Genomic DNA, 16,046 nt, shown 5'->3' with positions numbered 1-16,046 from the left:
CCGCCATCAATACCGCCGCTCAGACATTTCTTTACCGACAAAACGTTGCTAATCGCGCCCGCGTCGCTAAGATAACCCCAGACCCGAACATGAGGATGGCATGGTTAAACGGCAGCGGATTGCAAAATGGTTTTTATGCCTGGCTTGCCTGGTGGTGCTGACGTGCATGACCCAGCGCATGGCGGGCCTGCATGCGCTGCAGCAAACGCTGGGGATCCCGGCGGCCACCGCCGTTCAGTCCAGTGATACCGCCGCCGAAGCGCAGCCGACGCCCTGTGAACTGAGCGCCAAGTCATTGCTGGCCGCGCCGCCGGTGATGTTCGAAACCGTACTGTTCGGGCTGGGCCTGCTGCTGGCGCTGTTGGCGCCGACCATTGCCGCGCGCCTGCGTGTTCCTCCTCCTCGTGCCATTTCACCGCCCACCCTCAGGGTGCACCTTCGATTATGCGTTTTCCGTGAATGAGTTAATCGCCCGTTTTTCGCGGTGAATTAATCATTTATGGAGAATTAACATGTTGAAAATTATCAGGCTGGCCTGCGCTTGCCTGTTTATGCTGTGGCTGCCTGCCTTGCAGGCGGCGGACAGCGGCTGGCTGCAAAATCCGGCCAACGATCATGCCAAGGTGCGGCTGCGTGCCGACACGTCACAGCCGGGGGAGACCCGCCTGCTGCTGTCGGTCGAGCTGCAAAAGGGCTGGAAAACCTACTGGCGTTCCCCAGGCGAAGGCGGCATCGCGCCGGCTATCGTCTGGCAGGGCAACCCGCCGCCGGCGACCTGGCATTGGTCGACGCCGCAGCGTTTCGAGGTGGCCGGCATTTCCACCCAGGGCTATCACGATCGGGTTACGCTGCCGATCGTGATGTCAGGCCAGGTATCCGGCCCGCTGGCGGGCACCCTGACGCTATCCACCTGCAGCAACGTCTGCATTCTGACCGATTACCCGTTCAGCCTGGATCTGACGACGCCGAACGATCCGCAGTTTAACCACGACTTCGCGCAGGCAATGGGGCAGGTGCCGATCGCCGCCGGGGTGGCGGAGAGCGTCGAGGCCGGTTACCGCAACGGCGAGCTGCAGATTTCCGCCCAACGCGCCGCCGGCTGGCAGCAGCCCGCGCTGTTCTTCGATACGCTGGCGGATGCCGATCTCGGCAAGCCGCAGGTCGAGACCGACGGCGCTCAGCTGTTGGCGCGAGTGCCGGTCAGCGATGGCTGGGGCGATGCGGCGCCGGATCTGCGCGGCAAAACGCTGACGCTGGTGATCGACGACGGCGGCATGGCGCAGCAGATTACGCTGCCGATTGGCGATCCGCTGGCCGCGCCCGCCGGTGCGGCATTCCCGCTATGGCAGGCGGTATTGATGGCGCTGGCGGGCGGGTTGATCCTCAACCTGATGCCGTGCGTACTGCCGGTGCTGGGCATCAAGCTCGGCTCTATCCTGCAGGTGGAACGGCGCGATCGGCGCAGCGTGCGTTTGCAGTTCCTGGCGTCGTCGTTAGGTATCGTCGCCTCGTTTATGGCGTTGGCCTTACTGATGACGCTGCTGCGGCTCGGCAACCATGCGCTCGGCTGGGGCATTCAGTTCCAGAATCCATGGTTTATCGGTTTTATGGTGCTGGTGACGCTGCTGTTCAGCGCCAACCTGTTTGGCCTGTTCCATCTGCGCCTCTCGTCCGATCTGAATACGTCGCTGGCCACCCATAATGGGCACGGTCTGAGCGGCCATTTCTGGCAGGGCGCGTTCGTCACGCTGCTGGCGACGCCGTGCTCGGCGCCGTTTCTCGGCACGGCGGTGGCCTTCGCGCTGGCGGCGTCGCTGCCGGTGCTGTGGGGCATGTTCATCGCGCTCGGCATCGGCATGAGCCTGCCGTGGCTGCTGATCGCCGCCTGGCCATCGCTGGCGCTGCGCTTGCCGCGCCCCGGCCGCTGGATGAATACCGTCAAGCTGGCAATGGGGCTGCTGATGCTGGCGTCGTCGCTGTGGCTGCTGAGCCTGCTGAGCAATCATATCGGCGTGCAGGCCACGCTGTGGCTGGGGGCGTTGGCGCTGCTGGCGTTGCTGCTGGCGGTGTGGCGTCAGCAGGGCGCACGGTTGGCGACCAAGCTGGCTGCGGGCACGTTGGTGCTGGCGGGCGTGGCCTTGCTGGCCGGATCGCTGACCGCCGGCCTGTGGCGCCAGCCGTTGCAGGATCGGGTGCAGTGGCAACCGCTGAGCGAACAGGCGATTACCGAGGCGCTCGCCCAGCATAAGCGGGTGTTCGTCGACGTGACCGCAGACTGGTGCGTGACCTGTAAAGCCAACAAATTCAATGTGCTGCTGCGCGATGACGTACAGCGCGCGCTGAGCGCCGACGACGTGGTTGCGCTGCGCGGCGACTGGAGCCGCCCGTCGGCCGACATCAGCGCCTTCCTGCAAAAGCGCGGCAGCGTCGCCGTGCCTTTCAACCAAATCTATGGCCCCGGCAGCCCGGACGGCGAGGTGTTATCCCCGCTGTTGACCCGTGACGCCGTGCTGCAAACCCTTTCCCATGCCAAAGGAACCGAACAATGAAAAAACTACTGATTTTACTGATGATCATCGCCGCCCCGGTGTGGGCCGCCGAGCCTTTCACCCCGGCGCAAGAGGCGCGTATCAAAGAGATGATCCGCGAAACGCTGGTGTCCAACCCGGACATTCTGGCGCAGGCGGTGGACGCCTGGCAGCAGCAAACCGCCGGCCAGCAAATCAGCCAGGCTATCAAGCAGAACGCCAAAACGCTGTACCAGGATCCGGCCAGCCCGCGCCTCGGCGCCGCCAACGCCAAACTGACGCTGGTGACCTTTACCGACTATAACTGCCCGTACTGCAAGCGTTTTGATCCGATGCTGGAGAAGATCGTCAAGCAATACCCGGACGTGGCGCTGGTGGTGAAGCTGCTGCCGTTCAAGGGCGAAAGCTCAGTCAGTTCGGCGCGCGTGGCGCTCACCACCTGGCAACAGCACCCGGATCAATTCTGGGCCCTGCACCAGCGGTTGATGGCGAAAAAGGGCTTCCACGACAACGCCAGCATCGCCGCCGCGCAAGAGAAAACCGGCGTCAAGGCGGTGGCGCCCAGCGAACAGAGCATGACCACGCTGCGCACCAATATGGAGCTGGCGGAACAGCTGGGCGTGCAGGGGACGCCGGCGACGCTGATCGGCGATCGGATGCTGCCGGGGGCGGTGTCGTATGAAGAGCTGGAAGCGATGGTGAAGCAGCAGCTGGCGAAGGCCAACCATGGCTAAGCTCAAGCGCTGGGGGCGCGAGTTGCTGCTGCTGGCGCTGATAGCGCTGGCGGTGGTGACGGTGATGGATTGGCTGAACGCGCCGCAGGCGCCGCCGGCCTTCGATGCTCAGACCCTGACCACGCTGGACGGCGAGCGCGTGTCGTTGGCGCAGCTCAGCCATGAGCGGCCGCTGCTGGTTTACTTCTGGGCCAGCTGGTGCGGCGTCTGCCGCTTCACTACGCCGGACGTCGCCCGTTTGCAGGCGGCGGGCGGCAACGTGCTGACCGTCGCGCTGCGCTCGGGCGACGATACCCAGGTGAAACACTGGCTGGCGCGCAAACGGCTGGCGCTGCCGGTGGTCAACGATCCGGCTGGTTCGCTCTCGGCGCAGTGGCAGATTGGCGTGACGCCGACCTTCGTGGTGGTCTCGCAGGGCAAGGTGGTGCAGAGCACCACCGGCTGGACCAGCTACTGGGGGATGAAGCTGCGGCTGTGGTGGGCCGCCGTCTAACCGGCGTTTTTCTCCGTTATCACCTCCTCAATCGCCCGGCACAGCCGGGCGATACCTTCTTCAATCTGCGGCGGCGAGTTGGCGGCGAAGTTCAGCCGCAGGCCGTGCGCGCCCAGCTGTTCCTGCGCATAAAAGCATTCGCCGCGTGCGAAGGTCACGCCGTGCCGCCAGGCGACCGGCATCAGTTCGGCGGTGGTCACCGCCGCCGGCAGCGTCAGCCAGATAAACAAGCCCCCCTGCGGCGTTTCGAAGCGGCACCCCGGCGGCAGCCGCCGTTGCAAGGTATCAATCATCACCTCCAGATGGCGGCGGTAGACGCGCCCGGCGCGCCGCAGCTGTTTGTCGTAACGGCCGACGGTGACGAACGCGTCCAGCGCCCGCTGGATCAGGCTGGAACTGGTGAAGCTGTCGACGTGTTTCAGCCTGGCGAAACGCTGATAGTGTTCGCTGTCCGCCACCAGATAGCCGATGCGCATGCTGGGCAGCAGCATTTTGGAGAAGGTGCTGACGTAGATCACCGCGCCCGGCTGCGCCAGCGCCCGCAGTGACGGCAGCTGTTTGCCCTGGTAACGCAGATCGCCGACGAAGTCGTCCTCCAGGATCACCACGCCGGCCTGTTGGGCGATCGCCAGCAGGCGTCGCCGCCGCGCCTCGCTCAGGCAGCGGCCGGTCGGGTTGTGGAAATTGGGGATGGTGTAGATCAGTTTAGGGCGGTGGCGTTCTAACAACTCCGGCAACAAATCCACCCGCATGCCGTGGCGATCGCCCGGTACGGTGACGATATTGATGCGGTGCTGGCGCAGCAGGCCCAGCGCTTCGGCGTAGGTCGGCTCTTCGACGATCACCGTATCGCCCGGCGCCAGCAGGCTTTGCACCACCAGACTGATGGCGTGCTGCGAGCCGTTGGTGATCAGCACCTGTTCCGCCTGCGTGGGGATGCCCTGCGCGCTGAGGATGCGGCTCAGCGTATCGCGCAGCGGGTAGTAGCCGCAGTATTCCCCGTAGCTGAAGGCCTCTTCCGCATGGCGGCTGAGCACCGACAGCAGCACTTTGCGAAACGCCTCCAGCGGAAACACCTTAGGGCTGCCGACGCCGGCGGCGAAGTTGATCAGCCCCTCCGGCAGCGGGGCGTCGGCGTAGCCGTCCAGCCGTGAGGTGAGGGTGGTGAAGCTCTCCAGCGGGAATGGAGCATCGCTGCTCGGCCGGGCCGGGCGCGCCTGCGCTTGCGGGTGCGCGACATAGGCGCCGCTGCCGCGCCGCTGATGCAAAAAGCCCTTGGCCGCCAGTTCGGCGTAGGCGTTATCCACCGTTAAACGGCTGACCGCCAGTTCGGCCGCCAGCGTGCGCGTCGAGGGCAGTTTGTCGCCATCGACGAACACGCCGGTGAGGATGGCGCGCCGCAGCGCTTCTTCGATCTGTAAATAGAGCGGAACGTCCTGCTCGCGATCCAACGGGATGTGCATGCGAAATTGGCCCGGTTATGGAGAGAGGTTTTTACTATACCTCATGTCAACAGGGCTTCAAGCGCAGAAAAGTGGCCTGCATGACAACGCCGTAAAGTGGCTATAGTGAGAAAAAATGGCCGCGTTACACTGTCCGCCTGAGCATTTACGTCGCCATTTCTCCGAGGATCTCATGTCATTACCGTCAGGCGTTTCCGCCCGGCCGGCGCTGCCCGGCGCGCGCCTCTTTCAGGGCAGCCACCAGGGTTACGTCATCGCCATTATCAGCGCCATGCTGCTGGCCTTTACCGCCATCATCATCCGCGCGCTGACCGAGTACTATCACCTGCCGACCTTTGTGCTGGCGTTCTGGCGCGCGGCGCTGGTGGCGCTGGTGCTGTTGCCGCTGCTGTTGCTGGTAAAACCGCAGTGGGCGCGCCTGCGCCGTGAACAGGTGGTGTTCTACGCGCTTTACGGGCTGCTGCTGGCGCTGTTCAACAGCCTGTGGACGCTGTCGGTGGCGCTGAACGGCGCGTCGGTGGCGACCATTCTGACTTACTGCTCGGTGGGCTTTACCGTGTTCCTCGGTTGGGTGATGTACAGCGAACGCCTGACGCTGCGCCAATTGCTGGTGATCGCCATCAGCCTGGGCGGCTGCTTCCTGGTCAGCAACGGCGACAGCATGGGGAACAGCCACTTCGATCTGCTGGGGCTGCTGGTGGGGATGCTGTCGGGCATCGGCTATACCCTGTATACCCTCGGCGGGCGGGTGGCCAGCGAACGCGGCTATCCGGTGTGGAACACTATTCTGTACGTGTTCGGTTTTTCGGCGCTGTACCAGCTGGCGTTCAACGCGGCGTTGACGGCGTTCCCGCTGGCGGCGTTCCACGGCATGGCCGGCGACCTGTGGTTCCTGTCGCACGGCGCACAGGGCATTCAGTGGAGCGGCTGGCTGTTGCTGCTGGCGCTGGCAGCCGGGCCGACGCTGCTGGGCTTCGGGTTGTATAACATCAGCCTGAAAACGCTGCCGCTGGCGGTGGCCAACCTGATCCTGTCGCTGGAGTTGGTGTTCACCGCGGTGATCGCTTATTTCCTGCTGGGGGAAAGCATGAATCAGCTGCAGCTGCTGGGCAGCGCGCTGGTGATGGGCGGGGTGCTGCTGTTGAAAAGCAAGACCGCCGAGGCGTGATAGGCTACCATTACGCCTCGCAAGAGAGACCGTAAGATGAATAACCCGAGATTGAAACGAGCGCTTATCGCTTGAATGGCCGTGTTGAGTGAACGACAACACGGCCACAGACATTCCGTTCCGTGGCTTTTATTCCCGTAACAAGAGAATACGCCATGTCCGAAAAACACTGGTCCAAAACCGAGCTGCTGCATCAGACGGTGACCAACCCGAATATAATCGTCAAAGGCACCCACAGCTACTACAGCGACTGCTGGGATAACGGCTTCGAGCGCTCGGTGGTGCGCTATCTGCACGGCGACGCGGTCAGCCGGCAATGGCAGCCGCTGGGCGACATAGACCGCCTGCTGATCGGCGATTACGTGTGCATCGCGGCCGAAGCGGTGATCCTGATGGGCGGCAACCATACCCATCGCATCGACTGGCTGAGCCTGTATCCGTTTATGGCAACCATCAAACAGGCGTACCGCCCCAAAGGCGATACCCGGCTGGGCGACGGTTGCTGGATCGGCATGCGGGCGATGGTGATGCCGGGAATCTCGATAGGCGAGGGGGCGATCGTCGCCGCCGGCAGCGTGGTGGCCGGCGATGTTGAGCCTTATGCCATCGTCGGCGGTAACCCCGCGCGGTTTATCCGTTGGCGGTTCACGCCGGAGGTTATCGTGCGGTTGCTTGCCTTGCGCCTCTATGACTTGTCCGAGGCGGACTTTGCGGTGATTCTGCCCCTGCTCGCCGATGACGATATCGAGGCGTTGGAAAGGGGAATTGCGGCCCTACGCCGTTAAACACAACGGGCGGGGGATCCCCGCCCGTTTCGCGTTACTCGGCTTTGGCCTCGGCCGCAGGTTGGCGGCGTTTGCGCATCAGGCGCAGCAGCGGCGGCAGCGCCAGTACCGCGACCGCCAGCACCAGCAGCGTTTGCGCGATGCTGCTGCTCCACAGAATGCCGAACTCGCCGTTGCTGATCGACAGCGCGCGACGCAGATTTTGCTCCAGCATCTCACCCAGCACGAAGCCCAGAATCAGCGGCGACATCGGGAAGTGCATTTTGCGCAGGATGTAGCCGAACACGCCCAACCCGACCATCAGCAGCAGGTCGAAGGTGGTGCTGTGCACCGCATAAACCCCCACCGCCGACACCGCGGCGATCGCCGGCACCAGGAACCACAGCGGGATGGTCAGCATGCGCGTGAACAGGCCGACCAGTGGCAGGTTCATGATCAGCAAAATGACGTTGGCGATCAGCAGCGCGGCGATCAGCCCCCAGACGATATCCGGCTGTTCGGTGAACATCGCCGGGCCGGGGGTGATGTTGTACAGCGTCAGCGCGCCCATCATCACCGCCGTGGTGCCGGAACCCGGCACCCCCAGCGTCAGCATCGGAATGAACGAGCCGCACGCCGAGGCGTTGTTGGCCGCTTCCGGCGCCGCTACGCCGCGGATGTCGCCCTTGCCGAAGGTGTCGCTGTTGCCGCTGATTTTCTTCTCGGTCATGTAGGTCAGCGCACTGGCGATGGTGGCGCCGGCGCCCGGCAGAATGCCGACGAAGAAGCCGATCACCGACGAACGCAGGGTAGGGCCTGCGCACTGCGCCGCCTCTTTGCGGTTGAACAGCAACCGGCCGGTTTTACGCACCAGCTTTTGCCCGGCGCTGGTGCTCTCCAGCATCAGCAGGATTTCACTGACCGAGAACAGGCCGATTACAACGACGATGAACTGTACGCCGTCGGAGAGGTGCACGCTGTCGAAGGTAAAACGGTAAACGCCGGTGTTGGCGTCAACGCCTACCGTCGCCAGAGCCAGACCGATCAGCGCCGCCAGCAGCGATTTCAGCGGGTTCTGGCTCATCATGCTACCGAGGCAGGCGATGGCGAACACCATCAGGGCGAAATACTCCGCCGGGCCGAAGGCCAGCGACCAGCGGGCCAGCAGCGGCGCGAACAGGATGATGCCGCCGATGGCGATCATCGATCCGACGAACGAGCTGACCGCCGAGATGGACAGCGCCACGCCGGCGCGCCCCTGCTGCGCCATCGGGTAGCCGTCCAGCGCGGTCATGATCGCCGCCGCGTCGCCCGGCACGTTGAGCAGAATCGACGAGATGCGCCCGCCGTACTCGCAGCCGATATACACCGTCGCCAGCAGGATCAGCGCCGATTCAGCCGGCAGCTTGAGGGCAAACGCCAGCGGCAGCAGGATCGCCACGCCGTTGATCGGCCCGAGGCCCGGCAGCAGGCCGACGATGGTGCCGACGAAGCAGCCGATCAGGGCGATAATCAGGTTCTGCGGCACCAGCGCCACTTCGAACCCTTGGGTCAAATACATCCAGGTATCCATCATCGCTCCCGTTAGCTCAGCCAGGCGCCGAGCGGCAGTGTGACATCGAGAAGTTGGTCAAAGGCGTAATACAGCGCTGCACCCATGACGACGCCGGAAATGGCCGCCGCCGGCAGGCTGGCTTGAAACAGCAGGCCGATGCTGAACGTCAGCAGCGCGGTCGCCAGCGGGAAGCCCAGCCATTCAAAGCCCCAGGCATACAGCACCAGGGTGATCACCAGCACCAGCAGCCGCTGCAGCACCTTGTTGTGCGGCCACTCCACCGCCTGCGGGCGGCGCAGCAACAGCAGGGCTGCGCACAGCGCCATCAGGCTGAGGATCGCCAGCGGGAACGGGCGCGGCCCCAGCGGTTCATAGCTGTATTCGCTTTGGATGCCCCAGCCGATGAACAGCCCGCCGATACACAGCAGCAGCCAGAAACCGGCAAAAATACGATCGCTCATGGTTTTCCCCTGCGGTTATTTGGCCAGGCCGAATACTTTTGCCTGCTCACGGTATTGGGCAACCTGATTCTTCACGTAGGCGTCCAGCTCTTTGCCGGTCATGTTGAATTCGAACAGGCCGCGCAGATCGCGCTGCTGCTTGAATTCGTCGGTCGCCATCATTTTCTGGAAGGTGTCGATCCACCACTGATACTCTTCATCGCTGACTTTCGGCCCGACGTAGAAGCCGCGAATGATCGGCCACACCAGGCTGTATCCCTGCTCTTTGGCGGTTGGAATGTCGGCCAGCTGGCCCGGCAGACGTTGCTCGGCATACACCGCCAGCACGCGGATCTTGTCGCCCTGCAGATAAGGCACCATCTCGCTCAGGTCACCGGAGACCGCCTGGATATGGTTGCCGAGCAGCGCGGTTACCGGCTCGCCGCCGCCTTCGAAGGCCACATAGCGCATCTTGCGCGGATCCACGCCGACTTCGCGCGCCAGCAGCGCGGTTTTCATCCAGTCCTGGCTGCCGATGGAGGCGCCGGCGCCGAACACCACGCTGTTGGGATCTTTTTGGAAGGCGTCCATCAGATCTTTCAGGGTTTTGTAAGGCGAGTCGGCGCGCACCGCGATCATGCCGTAGTCGGTACCGACCGCCGCCAGCCATTTCACGTCTTCCACGTTATAGCGGCCGAACTTGCCCTGGGACAGATTGAGCAGCGAGCCGCCGGAGAAGGCCACCACGGTGCCGAACTCCGCCGGGCGCTGCGCGACGATGGCGTTGTAGGCCACTGCGCCGACGCCGCCGGGCATATAGGTGACGCGCATCGGCTTATCGATGGCCTTGGTGTCCTGCAGCGACACCTGAATCAGCTTGCAGGTCAGATCGAAGCCGCCGCCGGGCTTGGCCGGCGCGATGCATTCGGTGCGTTTGGGCGCTTCCACGGCAAAGGCCTGATTGGCCGCCAGCAGCAGGGCGGCGGCGGTAAAGGTACGGGTCATTATTTTTTTCATTGTGACTTGCCCTCGGTATTGTTCTGGTTGTGAAATCCCGCCGGGTGCGGTTGCAAGATTGTTAAAACAACAACCTTTCATTTACCTTTCAGCGGACGGAAAAGTTTCCAGTCTGTGATTGGGGTCGCTTGTCGCGAGCGAAGAGCGGGTGCACTACCATAGAAAGGAAGAGAAGAACAGGGGGCAAAACCGGCCAAAATCCTGCGTAATATCAGGTTTGCGGTTCTGCTCTCGCGATAGAATCATGAGCAATAAAATGAATAGAGACGCAGTAATATGTTTTCGTTAGGGAAATTGTTTGGTGGCAGGGACAGCGCCAAAGTGTGCGCGATTAAACGGCTGCCGGAGGTCTATGCAGAGATGACCGGTGAAACCGGGCAGTGTCGTTTAAAGCGGCTGCGTGCCGATATTGGCGTATTTGAGCTGCATTTCGTCAATGCCGACGGTGAAAAGTATGCCTGCCAGATGACCGCCTGCGTGACCGGCATCGATCTGGTGTTTGCCGCCAACAATCGCTCCGTGCTGGTGTCTTCACCGTTTACCGCCGACAAGCTGCGCCCGGTGCTGGACATTGCCGTTGCCGACAGCCCCGTTCCGCTGAGCTGATACCGGCCTGCGATCGCGCTCCATATGCATAATTGTGTGCCAGCTCCCAAAACTGGCGGCGCGGCACTCTTTTATCCCCTTATTTTCCATGCCATTCTCTGTTATCGACCTGTTAACAAGCACGCTATCGGCGTCAGGTTGTTCAGGTAAATCAATGGAATGGAAACATGCGACTGTTATTGGTTGAAGATCACCCCGAGCTGTCTCACTGGTTGCAAAAGGCGCTGACCGGCGCCGGCTTTGCCGTCGACGTCGCCCCGGACGGCGTGGCGGCCGATCATCTGTTGCTCAACGAACGCTATGCGCTGGCAGTGTTGGATGTGGCGCTGCCGCGTTTGAACGGCCTGGATTTGCTGGCGCGCCTGCGCAAGCGCGGGCAGGATCTGCCGGTGCTGCTGCTGACGGCGCGCACCGACGTGGCCGATCGGGTGAAGGGCCTGAATCTGGGGGCGGACGATTACCTCACCAAGCCGTTCGAACTGGATGAGCTGGAAGCGCGCATTCGGGCGCTGCTGCGCCGCAGCGTCGGCGCCGCGCAGCCGGCGTTGCAGTATGGCGCGTTGACCTATCACGACGAAGGCTATTTCCTGCTGGAGGGCAAGCCGCTGGCGCTGACGCCGCGCGAACTGGCGGTGTTGACCGCGTTGATGCACCGCCGCGGCCGCCCGGTGGCCAAGCAGCAGCTGTTTGAGCAGGTGTTTACGCTGTCCGATGAGGCCAATCCGGAGAGCATTGAGCTTTACGTACACCGTTTGCGGAAAAAGCTGCAGGGCAGCGACGTGGCAATCATCACGCTGCGCGGTCTGGGTTACAGCCTGGAGCGGTGCAATGCGGTGGTTTAACGCGCCGCGTTCGTTGTTCTATCAACTGCTGCTGTTTTTTGGCCTGCCGCTGGTGGCGTTGGGCGGCATCTCGATCTACACCCACTATTTCAGCGCCATGAGCGCCGCCACCCTGGCTTACGATCGCACGCTGCTGGCGTCGGCGCGCACCGTGGCGGAGCGGCTGGTGGTGCGCGACGGCAAACTGGCGGTCGATGTGCCCTATGTGGTGCTCGACAGCTTCGAGCGCAACATGAACGACCAGCTCTATTACGAGGTGATCTCGCCGCAGGGGAAAAGCATTTCGGGCTATGACGATTTGCCGCCTTTGCCGCCCCATATCCCGCGCTCCACGCTCTACCCGGCGCTGGTGCATTTTTACGATGCGGAATACCTAGGCCGGGCGATCCGCGTGGCGGCGCTGTTTCAACCGATCAACGAGTCGGGCGTGAGCGGCATGGCGACCATTCTGGTGGCGGAAACCCTGGAGTCGCGCCGTTACCTGGCGCGACAGATGATGATCGCGGCGCTGTTGAGCCAGGGCACGGTGGTGGTGTTAACCCTGATTCTGGCGTTCGCGCTGCTCAAGCGGGTGTTGAAGCCGATGCGCAAGCTCTCCGGCATCATGCTGCGGCGCGATCCGGGCGAGTTGACGCCCCTGCCGCGAGTATTGCCGTGGTCAGAGATGCAGCCGCTGCTGGTGGCGTTCAATCGCTATATCGAACGGCTGCGGCTGATGGTGGCGCGCCAGGAGCGTTTCAGCGCCGATGCTTCGCACCAACTGCGCACGCCGCTGGCGGTGTTGAAGACTCAGGTCGGGGTGGCGCTGGCCAGCGACCGGCCGCAGCAGTGGCGCGAAAGCCTGCAGGCGATGAGCACGACGCTGGATAATACCGTGGCGCTGACCGACCGCCTGCTGCATCTCTCACGCCTGAAGGCCAGCGAGCACCAGGCCGAGCGCCAGCTGCACCCGGTCAATCTGGCGCAGGTGCTGCGCGACGCCTGTTTTTCCCGCTTGCCGCAGGCGCGCAGTAAACAGATCGATCTCGGGTTTGAAGGCGAGGCGGCGTGCCAGGTGGCGGGGGAACCGCTGCTGTTGGCCGAACTGTGCGCCAACCTGCTGGACAACGCGCTGAAATACACGCCGCGCCAGGGCGTGGTGACCGCGCGCCTCACTCAGGATCAGGCGTCAGGGGAAGGCGTGCTGGAGATTGAAGACAGCGGCCCCGGCATCGCCTTGCAGGACAAGGCGCTGGCGCTGCAGCCGTTTCATCGGCTGGACAACGTGGGCGATCAGCCGGGCGCTGGCCTGGGGCTGGCGCTGGTGAAGGACATCACCGCGTATCACGGCACCCGCCCGGAGCTGCTGAGCTCCGCCGCGCTGGGCGGCCTGTTGGTGCGGGTGCGTTTCAGGCTGCTGCCTTAAGCCTGTTCTTTGCAGGATTCGACGTCGGTCGCCGGGGCTTTGGCTTTACGCGTCAGCGGCGTGCGCAGCCGCTGCGACAGAATAACGCCCAGCAGGGTGATGCCGCCGCCGATCAGGTGGTAACCGTGCAGCTGTTCATGCAGGAACAGCACGGCGATAGCGGCGGTAAACACCGGCGCCAGGTTCATAAAGATCGAGGCGGTGTTGGCGCCCAGGCGCATCACGCCCTGGATCCAGAGGAAGGGAGCGATGATCGAAGCCGGAATGCCGGCGAACAGCACCAGCGGCAGGTTATGGCCGTTCAAGCCGACATCCTGCGCCATCAGGAAATTAGGCAGCAGCAGCAGCACGCCGAACAGGATCTGCACGTACAGCGATTGCCAGTTCGGCAGCGCGATGGCCCAGCGTTTGGTCAACACGCCATACAGCGCGTAAGAGGCGGTGGCGAGCAGCATCATCAATTCCCCCTTGCCGATACCGTGCTGCAGCAGCACGCCGGGCTGACCGCCGCTGACCAGCCAGATCAGGCCGCAGAAGGAGAGTATGCTGCCGAGCAGCACGCCGACGGTTGGCGCAATGCGCAGCAGTACGATGCTGATCAGGATGGTCAGCAGCGGGATCAGCGATACGATGATGCCCATAAACAACGCGCTGACGCTGTGTGCGGCGTAATAGGCCAGGCTTTGGTACAGCACCATGCCCAGCAAACCGAGGACCATCAATTTCCACCAGTTGGCGCGCACCTGCGCCCAGTTGCGCAGCACGCCCGGCAGCACGAACGGCGTCAGGGCAATCAACGCCAGCAGCCAGCGGTAGAGCGAGATGGCCGCCGGATCGATGGCGGTGGCGGAGAGTTTGCTGACGACGGCGTTAATCGACCAAATCAGCACGGCCAACAGCGGGAAAAGCATATTCATGATAATTATTCTCAATAACGTCCAACATGCTGGCTAGTCTACGCGTGTCCGGTTTATCATATATAGCGATATCCAGACAAAAATCGGCGTAAACAAGACAAATCACGGGACGAAACCATGCCAGAAATCCGCCATTTCCCCGAGTCGCTGATCCCGGCGCCGAAGCCGGTGCAGTTCCGCTGCGAGGAGTTCAACGCGCGCACCGAATTCCAGCCGCACAGCCACACCTGGGGCCAGTTGATGTGGGTCAAAGCCGGTGTCATGGTGCTGCGCATCGGCGGGCAGCGCTTTCTGGCGCCGCCGGAGTTCGTGCTGTGGGCGCCGGCCGGCATCGAACACTCTTGCTATAACCAGCGGCTGGCGCAGTGCCGCATGGTGGACATCACGCCGGCACTGTGTGCCGGCATGCCGGCCGATCCTTGCCTGGTGAGCGTGACGCCCATCTTCCGCGCCATCGCCGAGGATTTCTATGCGCGCAAGCAGTACATTCCGCAGACGGAAGAGGATTTGCGCCTGTGTCAGGTGCTGATCGATCAGTTGCGTCTGTCGCCGCGCCAGCAAACCTATCTGCCGTCGTCTGACGACAAATTTTTGGCGCCGGTGCTGGAAGCGCTGGAGCACTGCCCGGCGGACAACACGTCGCTGGCGGCGTGGGCGGCTCGGGTCTACACCACTGAGCGCACGCTGTCGCGCCGTTGCCAGCAGGATTTGGGCATGTCGTTCAGCGAATGGCGCCAGCGCCTGCGTTTCCTGCATGCCGTGTCGCTGCTCGAGCAGGGCAAGACCGTGCAGGATGTGGCGTTGGACGTTGGCTACAGCTCCGCGTCGGCATTTATCGTCATGTTCCAGCAAATCGCCGGCACCACCCCTGAGCGCTTTCGCCGTGCCTGATTCAGTGGCACACTATTTCGCAGACAAATAGCCGTAAACCGTCGGAGAACGCAGTGAAAATTCTGGTTGATGAAAATATGCCGTACGCGGCCGAGCTGTTCAGCCGCCTGGGCGACGTGCAGGCTGTGCCGGGCCGCCCTATCCCGCGTGAGGCGCTGGCGGATGCCGATGCGCTGATGGTGCGTTCGGTCACCAAGGTCAATGAAGCGTTGCTGGCCGGCAGCCGCATCGGCTTTGTCGGTACCGCCACCGCCGGCACCGATCACGTCGATGACGCCTGGCTGCAACGGCAGGGCATCGGCTTTTCCGCCGCGCCGGGCTGCAACGCTATCGCGGTGGTCGAGTATGTGTTCTCTGCCTTGATGCTGCTGGCCGAACGCGATGGCTTCCATCTGCGGGATAAAACCGTCGGCATCATCGGCGTGGGCAACGTCGGTTCCCGCCTGGACGCGCGCCTCAAAGCGCTGGGCGTACGCACGCTGCTGTGCGATCCGCCGCGTGCCGATCGCGGCGACGCCGGGGAGTTTTGGCCGCTGGAGAAGCTGGTGGCCGAGGCCGACGTGCTGACCTTCCATACGCCGCTGAATAAATCCGGCCCATACCATTCGCTGCATCTGGCGGACGCCGACCTGTTGGCGGCGCTGCCGGACAACCGCATTCTGATCAACGCCTGCCGCGGGCCGGTGGTGGATAACGCCGCGTTGTTGCAGGTGCTGGAAAAGGGCAAAAAGCTGAGCACGGTGCTGGACGTGTGGGAACCGGAGCCGGATCTCTCCTTGCCGCTGCTGGCGCGGGTGGATATCGGCACTGCGCACATCGCCGGGTATACGCTGGAAGGCAAGGCGCGCGGCACCACTCAGGTGTTCGAAGCGTTCAGCCGCCATCTGGGGCAGCCGCAGCAGGTGGCGCTGGCCTCGCTGCTGCCGGTGCCGGAGTTCAGCCAGATCCGCCTCAACGGGCCGCTGGATGAAGCGCGGTTAAAACGATTGATGCACTTGGTGTATGATGTGCGCCGCGATGATGCGCCGCTGCGCAAAGTCGCCGGGCAACCGGGCGAATTCGATCGCCTGCGCAAGCACTATCAGGAACGCCGCGAGTGGTCGTCGCTGGCCGTGCAATGCGATGACAGCGCCAGCGCCGAGCTGCTCGGCAAGCTGGGTTTCAGCGTGGCATAGCGCGTAAGGTTGTCTTAAGCCAACGCCGCTACAGTGAGCGGCAAAGAT

16 protein-coding genes are annotated in these 16,046 nt (G+C 63.2%); 11 read left to right on the top strand and 5 right to left on the bottom strand.

The genetic code is table 11. From position 1 onward, the window contains the following. Positions 1-100: 100 nt before the first annotated feature. The 4 genes from HMPREF3138_RS07715 to HMPREF3138_RS07700 are packed head-to-tail and all read left to right on the top strand — an operon-like array spanning position 101 to position 3,755. A complete protein-coding gene (locus tag HMPREF3138_RS07715) occupies positions 101-463 on the top strand; it encodes a hypothetical protein (protein WP_038876488.1) in 363 nt (120 codons plus the stop codon). Positions 464-512: 49 nt separating this feature from the next. Beyond that, positions 513-2,549, top strand: coding sequence for a protein-disulfide reductase DsbD family protein (locus tag HMPREF3138_RS07710; protein WP_038876484.1), 2,037 nt, complete (start codon positions 513-515; stop codon positions 2,547-2,549). Beyond that, positions 2,546-3,262, top strand: a complete 717-nt coding sequence (locus tag HMPREF3138_RS07705) for a DsbA family protein (protein ID WP_038876482.1) — start codon at positions 2,546-2,548, stop codon at positions 3,260-3,262. Before HMPREF3138_RS07710 ends, HMPREF3138_RS07705 begins: the two co-directional genes overlap by 4 nt. Then, positions 3,255-3,755 (top strand): protein disulfide oxidoreductase, encoded by a 501-nt coding sequence (locus HMPREF3138_RS07700; protein WP_038876480.1) that lies wholly within the window; start codon positions 3,255-3,257, stop codon positions 3,753-3,755. The genes HMPREF3138_RS07705 and HMPREF3138_RS07700 overlap by 8 nt, the downstream gene beginning before the upstream one ends. Here HMPREF3138_RS07700 and HMPREF3138_RS07695 read toward each other — a convergent pair. Further along, positions 3,752-5,218, bottom strand: coding sequence for a MocR-like pyridoxine biosynthesis transcription factor PdxR (locus tag HMPREF3138_RS07695; RefSeq protein ID WP_038876477.1), 1,467 nt, complete (start codon positions 5,216-5,218; stop codon positions 3,752-3,754). The two genes, HMPREF3138_RS07700 and HMPREF3138_RS07695, sit on opposite strands and share 4 nt — an antisense overlap. A gap of 172 nt (positions 5,219-5,390) precedes the next feature. On the opposite strand from HMPREF3138_RS07695, the gene HMPREF3138_RS07690 reads away from it, so the two are divergent. Next, positions 5,391-6,386: a DMT family transporter gene (locus HMPREF3138_RS07690; protein WP_038876475.1), complete on the top strand. Its 996-nt coding sequence runs from the start codon at positions 5,391-5,393 to the stop codon at positions 6,384-6,386. 155 nt (positions 6,387-6,541) lie between these two features. Beyond that, positions 6,542-7,171: a CatB-related O-acetyltransferase gene (locus HMPREF3138_RS07685; RefSeq protein WP_038876471.1), complete on the top strand. Its 630-nt coding sequence runs from the start codon at positions 6,542-6,544 to the stop codon at positions 7,169-7,171. Between the two features lie 34 nt (positions 7,172-7,205). On the opposite strand, the gene HMPREF3138_RS07680 is transcribed toward HMPREF3138_RS07685, so the two are convergent. Genes HMPREF3138_RS07680 through HMPREF3138_RS07670 form a run of 3 tightly spaced genes read right to left on the bottom strand, consistent with a single transcriptional unit; the run spans position 7,206 to position 10,162 of the window. Then, the gene (locus HMPREF3138_RS07680) at positions 7,206-8,723 is read right to left on the bottom strand and encodes a tripartite tricarboxylate transporter permease (RefSeq protein ID WP_038876469.1); all 1,518 of its coding nucleotides are present in this window, start codon (positions 8,721-8,723) and stop codon (positions 7,206-7,208) included. Between the two features lie 11 nt (positions 8,724-8,734). Continuing rightward, positions 8,735-9,166, bottom strand: coding sequence for a tripartite tricarboxylate transporter TctB family protein (locus HMPREF3138_RS07675; protein WP_019453755.1), 432 nt, complete (start codon positions 9,164-9,166; stop codon positions 8,735-8,737). A gap of 15 nt (positions 9,167-9,181) precedes the next feature. Next, positions 9,182-10,162, bottom strand: a complete 981-nt coding sequence (locus HMPREF3138_RS07670) for a Bug family tripartite tricarboxylate transporter substrate binding protein (protein WP_038876466.1) — start codon at positions 10,160-10,162, stop codon at positions 9,182-9,184. A gap of 276 nt (positions 10,163-10,438) precedes the next feature. Here HMPREF3138_RS07670 and HMPREF3138_RS07665 point away from each other — a divergent pair, with 276 nt between their 5' ends. The 3 genes from HMPREF3138_RS07665 (at position 10,439) to HMPREF3138_RS07655 (ending at position 13,015) form a co-directional block, all read left to right on the top strand. Continuing rightward, positions 10,439-10,768: a hypothetical protein gene (locus HMPREF3138_RS07665; protein WP_038876465.1), complete on the top strand. Its 330-nt coding sequence runs from the start codon at positions 10,439-10,441 to the stop codon at positions 10,766-10,768. A 167-nt stretch (positions 10,769-10,935) separates the two neighbouring features. Further along, positions 10,936-11,610: a transcriptional regulator TctD gene (tctD, locus tag HMPREF3138_RS07660; protein ID WP_038876462.1), complete on the top strand. Its 675-nt coding sequence runs from the start codon at positions 10,936-10,938 to the stop codon at positions 11,608-11,610. After that, a complete protein-coding gene (locus tag HMPREF3138_RS07655) occupies positions 11,597-13,015 on the top strand; it encodes a sensor histidine kinase (RefSeq protein ID WP_038876460.1) in 1,419 nt (472 codons plus the stop codon). Before tctD ends, HMPREF3138_RS07655 begins: the two co-directional genes overlap by 14 nt. On the opposite strand, the gene HMPREF3138_RS07650 is transcribed toward HMPREF3138_RS07655, so the two are convergent. After that, positions 13,012-13,932 carry a DMT family transporter gene (locus HMPREF3138_RS07650; RefSeq protein ID WP_038876458.1) on the bottom strand — a complete coding sequence of 307 codons (921 nt, stop codon included), beginning with the start codon at positions 13,930-13,932 and terminating at the stop codon, positions 13,012-13,014. The genes HMPREF3138_RS07655 and HMPREF3138_RS07650 overlap by 4 nt on opposite strands. A 117-nt stretch (positions 13,933-14,049) precedes the next feature. On the opposite strand from HMPREF3138_RS07650, the gene HMPREF3138_RS07645 reads away from it, so the two are divergent. Continuing rightward, complete coding sequence (locus HMPREF3138_RS07645; protein ID WP_038876456.1) at positions 14,050-14,823, top strand: AraC family transcriptional regulator; 774 nt, start codon at positions 14,050-14,052, stop codon at positions 14,821-14,823. Between the two features lie 53 nt (positions 14,824-14,876). Further along, on the top strand, positions 14,877-15,998 hold the full coding sequence (gene pdxB / locus HMPREF3138_RS07640) for a 4-phosphoerythronate dehydrogenase PdxB (protein ID WP_038876454.1): 1,122 nt from the start codon (positions 14,877-14,879) through the stop codon (positions 15,996-15,998). Positions 15,999-16,046 lie beyond the last annotated feature (48 nt).

The sequence above is a fragment of the Serratia sp. HMSC15F11 genome (assembly GCF_001808215.1).
Lineage (GTDB): Bacteria > Pseudomonadota > Gammaproteobacteria > Enterobacterales > Enterobacteriaceae > Serratia > Serratia nevei.
Note: the sequence above shows the minus strand (reverse complement) of the source record. Positions and strands in the feature narration are given on the sequence as shown.